This window comes from Brevibacterium sp. HMSC22B09 (genome assembly GCF_001806795.1).
In the GTDB taxonomy this organism is placed as follows: domain Bacteria; phylum Actinomycetota; class Actinomycetes; order Actinomycetales; family Brevibacteriaceae; genus Brevibacterium; species Brevibacterium ravenspurgense.
This window is the reverse complement of record NZ_KV786011.1, coordinates 1-5915: the sequence shown is the minus strand read 5'-3', so window position 1 is coordinate 5915 and position 5915 is coordinate 1. Positions and strand designations below refer to the sequence as shown.

Sequence of the window (5915 nt, the reverse complement as noted above, 5' to 3'; positions counted from 1 at the left end):
ACGCGGTAATGCAGATTCACGCTTTAATGCAGCGCATTAGCGCGTGAATCTGCATTACCGCGTGAATCTGTGCCACCTAGACGGCTGGTCGCCGCCATGCCGGGTGACTGCGCCGTGGCAACCCGCCCTCAGGCATTGAACACGTCGGTGAGCACGTCGACGACAGTGCGCGCTGCCGGTGTCAAGGGCGCATCGGTGGACGTGAGGATGACAATGTCGCGGCTGCCGCAGATTGTTCTGGGAAGAATGTGGACGTTCGCGGGGGCCATCCGCATCAGGTAGGGCGTAGCCAAGGTGACGCCCAACCCTGATGAAGCCATGGCCAGTGCCACCGCGGAGTCAGTGACAAGGTGCTTCTCGCGAGGCATAACGCCGAGTTCCCGGCAGGCCAGCCGGAACGCCCGACCCCACGTTGAATCAGCCGGCGGCAGAATCCACGGTACGCGGCCCAGTGCGCGCCGCAGGATTTCCTGATCGCGGAAAACATCACCGCGGCCTGGCGCCACCCCAAGTCCGGCAGGAGAGCCGCCGGCGCCTCGAGTGCTGCCGGCGGCACCTCCATCGCCAGCCCCGTCGCCAACCCCGCCCGAGCCCACAGGTGCGGCTTCGTGAGCAGTTGCATCCACCTCGTGAGTTTCGTCGATGCTGGGGCCGTCCTCGAGCCCAGCGGAAAGGGTCTTTACCTCGCGCCCTTCGGCGGTCAGGGCCGCCATGCCGCCGGGGCCGACGGCCACGGACAGCCGTTCGCGGCGGACGGGTTTCATGTGCACTCCACGGCGCGGGGGCAGGCGCGCATCAAGGTAGTCGATGCCGATTCCAACATCGATCAGCCCGGAAGCCACCGCCTCCTGCATTTCTTCGACGTCGACTTCGATGGTCTGGACGTCGATGCCCTTACCGTCCAGCTGCTGCGTTGCTGGCTGCATGGCCGCGACCGAAGCCGAACCGAAAACTCCCACGGTCACAGTTGTGTCGGCTGAGGCTCCGCGCATGGCTCGGGAGGCTTGGCGTTCGGCGGCGACGACCGCTCGGGCGCGGGGCAGCAGGGCGCGGCCGGCTTCCGTGAGGACAACGGACCGCCCCCGAGGTGAAACTACGGGTGATCCGACTGCTCGGCTGAGTGCCGACATGTGTTGGCTGACCGCACCGGCCGTGTATCCCAGGCGGGTGGCGGCTGCAGCCATTGTTCCCTGCTCGGCGACTGCGACGAAGGTGCGCAGCTGCGTCAACGTCCACTGCATATGAGCAAGCTACACGATTCATCAGCAAAGCTAAACGGAAGCTTAAAAATATATCGCTTGTCCTTATGGCTCAGTGGGTTCACGATGGTGGTGTGGCCCGTTGGGACCACCGGCGAACAGGTCAGCGTCGACCTCATCGCCGTATCCCTCGGGCACTGTTCAGCGTTGAACAGCCCGCTGCCATCAGCGTTGATCGGCAGCCCGACGAGAGGAGCTTTCGTGAATGTGAATGTTCCCCAGACTGTTCCCACGTCCGCGTCCGTGGTCATCATCGGCGGCGGCATCATGGGCACAGCCACTGCGTACGAACTGGCAAAGGCCGGCGTTGAAGACATTGTGCTCATTGAGCGCGGCGAACTGGCCGGCGGTTCCACAAGCCGTGCTGCCGGTGGTCTGCGCTGCCAGTTCTCGGACGAAGCGAACATCATGCTGGGCGCGCGCAGCTTGGAGATCTTCCGCCGTTTTGAAGAGCAGATGGGCCAGAACATCGACATGGTCCAGTCCGGCTACCTGTTCCTGTTGGACAACGAGGCCGATGCCGAAAAGATGGCCGCCAACGTGGAACTTCAGGCGTCCTTGGGTCAGTCGTCTCGCATGATTTCACCGGCTGAATGCGGCGAACTCAACCCCGTCATCCGCACCGACGACCTTGTTGCCGGCGCTTTCAACCCCTTCGACGCCCACTGCACACCCGAGGCCGCTGTGGCCGGCTACGCCAAGAACGCCCGCCGGCTGGGGGTCACGATCCTCCGCGGGGTCGAAGTCACCCGCGTCATCGCAGAGGGGGACGAGGCGGAGCCGGGCTCCCGCCGGATCACTGGTGTTGAAACATCGGCTGGGCCGATTGCCGCTGACACCGTGGTGTGCGCGGCCGGAGCGTGGTCGAAGAAAATCGGTGCCGACGTGGGCATTGACTTGCCGGTTGAACCGCTGCGCCGTCACATTGTGGTGAGCGAACCGGTGAACTTCGACCCGCGCCGGCTGCCGTTCACCATCGACTTTTCGACCAGCTATTACTTCCATTCCGAAGGTGCTGGTCTGCTGTTGGGTGCTCCCGAGGTTGAAGACACGTGGGGCTTCAGCACCCAGCAGGACCCCGCGTGGCTTGAAGTGCTCGCCGAACTGATGGAGCGGCGCACCCCCATGCTTGACGATGTTCAGCTGCGCCGCGGTTGGGCGGGCCTCTACGAAGTCACCCCGGACCACAACGCGCTCATCGGCAAGTCTTCGCAGGTCGACGGCTTCCTGTACGCCACCGGCTTTTCCGGCCACGGCTTCCTCCAGGGCCCGGCGGTCGGCGAAATCATGGCGGACCTCTACCTGGATCGCACTCCGCTGATCGACATTTCGGGCCTGAGCCTGGACAGGTTCGCATCCGGCGAAGTCCGCAAAGAAATGAACGTCGTGTAAGCGCGGGCGGCAGCTTTAGACCGTGGCACCGGCACTCCCGCCGGGCTGGTGCGGCGCAGCTGGGCTAGTACGGCGCCCGTGGGACGAAACCCCGCAGCGCCAGTACTCCAACCGCAAGCCCCCAAACTCACCAATCTTCCGAACTCACAAAGAACCACGTACTCGCAAAGACTGAAGAACCAACTCAGAAAGGACACGCACATGTCACTGCCGACACAGCAGCAGATCCTCGAGACCACCAAGAAGGCGCTCGCCGCGTGCGGTGCCGATTTCGACCAGCTGACCTCCGCCTCGTCAGGTGGTGCGGGAAGCCTCACCCTGCGCTCGCCGATCAACGGTGCCGAACTCGGCCAGGTGCCGGCCGATGATGAAGCCGCGATGGGGCGCAAGCTCGACGCTGCCCGCGAAGCCTTCAAACAGTGGCGCGATGTCCCTGCGCCGGTGCGCGGCAAGGTCGTGCAGCGCTGGGGCCAGCTGCTGGAGGAACACAAGTCTGACCTGGGCGAACTCGTCACGATCGAGGCCGGCAAGATTCCGTCTGAAGCTGCCGGTGAAGTGCAGGAGATGATCGACATCTGCGAACTGGCGCTCGGCCAGTCGCGTCAGCTGTTCGGCAAGACCCTGCCGTCGGAGCGTCCCGGCCACCGCCTGATGGAAACGTGGCACCCGCTGGGCGTTGTCGGCATCATCACGGCGTTCAACTTCCCCGTGGCCGTGTTCGCGTGGAACACCGCACTCGCCCTCATCGCCGGTGACACGGTGGTGTGGAAGCCGTCGGAAACCTCGTCGCTGTCGGCCATTGGTGCGGAAGCTCTGCTGCGCCGCGCCGCGAAGGACTGCGGTGCGCCGGAAAACCTCAGCCAGGTGCTGCTGGGCGACCGCGACCTCGGTGCGGCCATGGTTGCCGACAAGCGCGTCGACCTGGTTTCGGCCACCGGTTCGGTTGCCATGGGTCGCAAGGTCGGCCCGGTTGTGGCTGAACGCTTTGGCCGGGTGCTGCTGGAACTCGGCGGCAACAACGCGGCAATCGTCGCACCCAGCGCAGACCTCGACCTGGCTCTGCGCGGTGTTGTCTTCGCGGCCGCGGGCACGGCCGGTCAGCGCTGCACCACGCTGCGCCGCCTGATCGTGCACTCCTCGATTGCCGATGACCTCGTTGACCGTGTGGCCAAGGCCTACGGCACGCTGGCCATTGGTTCGCCCACCGACGACGGCACGCTGGTTGGTCCGCTCATCAACAAGGCATCCTTCGACGCCATGCAGAACGCACTGCGCGCGGCAGAAGAACAGGGCGGAACGATTGTCTGCGGCGGCAAGCGCGTGCTCACCGACGAAGCTGACGACGCCTACTACGTCGAACCGGCCGTCGTCCGCATGCCGTCGCAGACGGAGATCGTGGAAGATGAAACCTTCGCACCCATCCTCTACGTCATGGAGTACGACGACTTCGACGCCGCCGTGGAACTCAACAACGCGGTTCCGCAGGGCCTGTCGAGTGCCGTGTTCACCTCGGAACTGGCCGAAGCCGAGCGTTTCCTCGCCTACTCCGACACCGGCATCGCGAATGTCAACATCGGTACGTCCGGTGCTGAAATCGGAGGCGCATTCGGCGGCAATAAGGAAACCGGTTGGGGCCGCGAATCCGGCACCGATTCCTGGCAGGCCTACATGCGCCAGGCGACGAACACCATCAACTACTCGGGCGAACTGCCCCTGGCCCAGGGCGTTGAGTTCATCTGATGTAGGGGTTTAGCTGCGGGGTTGGGGTTAGGGCTCTGAGTTGGGCTCGGCTTTGGCTTTGGCTTTGCGCCCCTGACTCTGCCTGACGCTGCTTGACTCTGCTCCTGCGTGCAAAAACTCCGGTTTCTGCTTCTACGTGCAAAAACTCGGTCGGAATCGCTGATTTCGGCCGAGTTTTTGCACGTGGGAGCAGAATGTAAACGCAGGCAGACGAAGCGCTTCCGTCCCTGTTAGGCAAGGCATAGCTTGCTGGCGGAAATCCGCGGATTGGGCAGTATCGGAGTATGGGAACCGTGATGCGCATTTTCCGTGAGTACAAGCTGCTGGCCGCGGTGCTGGTGGAGCTCATCGTTGTTCTCGCGCTGCACTTTTCCGGCCTGACCACCGCTGCGCAGCTGGTTGCGACGGTGTTCGTCGGGTTCGTCATCCTGCTGACCGTCATCGACATGGTCAAACAGCTGATGCGGCGGGAGCTCGGGCTCGACATTCTGGCAGTCGTGGCGATGACCGCCTCGCTTGCGGTCGGGGAGTATTTGGCGGCGTCGATTATTGCGCTCATGCTCACCGGTGGCGAGGCGCTGGAAGACTACGCGGCCGCGCGTGCCCGCCGTGATCTGCGCAGCTTGTTGGACCGCGCCCCGCAGCGGGCACACCGACTGCCGGCTGTTGATGCCCCTGTTGACCAGGCAGAAAACATTGAAGTCGACCGTGTGGAGCCCGGCGATGTTCTGCTTGTGCGGCCTGCCGAAGTTGTTCCCGTTGACGGCGAGGCGATCGATGCGGGTTCGTTCGATGAATCGTCTTTGACGGGTGAGTCGGCTTCCGTCGCGAAGGATGTCGGCGACACGATTCTGTCTGGTTCGGTCAACGGCACGCAGGCCGTGCGGATGCGGGCAACGCGTTTGGCGGCGGATTCGCAGTACCAGAAGATCATTGCGTTGGTGCGCCAGACTGAGGATCAGCAGGCGCCGATTGTTCGTGTGGCCGACCGCTACGCCATGCCGTTTACGGCGGTGTCTCTGCTGATCGCAGGGCTTGCGTGGTGGCTCAGCGGTGACCCTGTTCGGTTTGCCGAGGTGCTGGTTCTGGCCACGCCGTGCCCGCTGCTGATTGCTGCTCCCGTTGCGTTCCTTGGTGGTATGAGCCGGGCGTCGAATGCGGGAATCATCGTCAAGGGCGGTGCCGTCCTTGAGGCGTTGGGTTCGGCTTCGACCGCTGCCTTCGACAAGACGGGCACACTGACTTACGGCCGGCCGACGGTTGCCAAGGTGCGCGCCGTTGGTGTCTCTGAGGACGAACTGCTGGCTGTTGCGGCTGCTGCCGAACAGTTCTCATCGCACGTTTTGGCACTCGGGGTGATTGAGGCTGCTGAAGGGCTTTCATTTCCCGAGGCGCGGAATGGGCGCGAGGTCGCGACCGAGGGTGTCGAGGCTGAGGTCAGCTTTGGTGCTGGCTCGGATGGTGCGGCTGCTGGCGCTGCTGGCGGCGCTGCTGCTGGCGGCGCGGCCGGCGGCGCGGCCGGCG

Annotated in this window: 4 protein-coding genes; 3 read left to right on the top strand and 1 reads right to left on the bottom strand. The window is 64.1% G+C overall.

The features are described from left to right. Positions 1–128: 128 nt before the first annotated feature. Positions 129–1241, bottom strand: coding sequence for a LysR family transcriptional regulator (locus HMPREF3087_RS05105; protein ID WP_070428325.1), 1113 nt, complete (start codon positions 1239–1241; stop codon positions 129–131). 219 nt (positions 1242–1460) lie between these two features. Between HMPREF3087_RS05105 and HMPREF3087_RS05100 the strand changes: the two genes are divergently transcribed. The 3 genes from HMPREF3087_RS05100 to HMPREF3087_RS05090 all read left to right on the top strand — a co-directional run. Continuing rightward, positions 1461–2651 (top strand): NAD(P)/FAD-dependent oxidoreductase, encoded by a 1191-nt coding sequence (locus HMPREF3087_RS05100; protein WP_083272049.1) that lies wholly within the window; start codon positions 1461–1463, stop codon positions 2649–2651. A gap of 201 nt (positions 2652–2852) precedes the next feature. After that, positions 2853–4391: an L-piperidine-6-carboxylate dehydrogenase gene (locus tag HMPREF3087_RS05095; protein ID WP_070428324.1), complete on the top strand. Its 1539-nt coding sequence runs from the start codon at positions 2853–2855 to the stop codon at positions 4389–4391. Between the two features lie 296 nt (positions 4392–4687). Next, the coding region (locus tag HMPREF3087_RS05090; protein ID WP_256173046.1) for an HAD-IC family P-type ATPase at positions 4688–5915 on the top strand (1228 nt) is incomplete at its 3' end.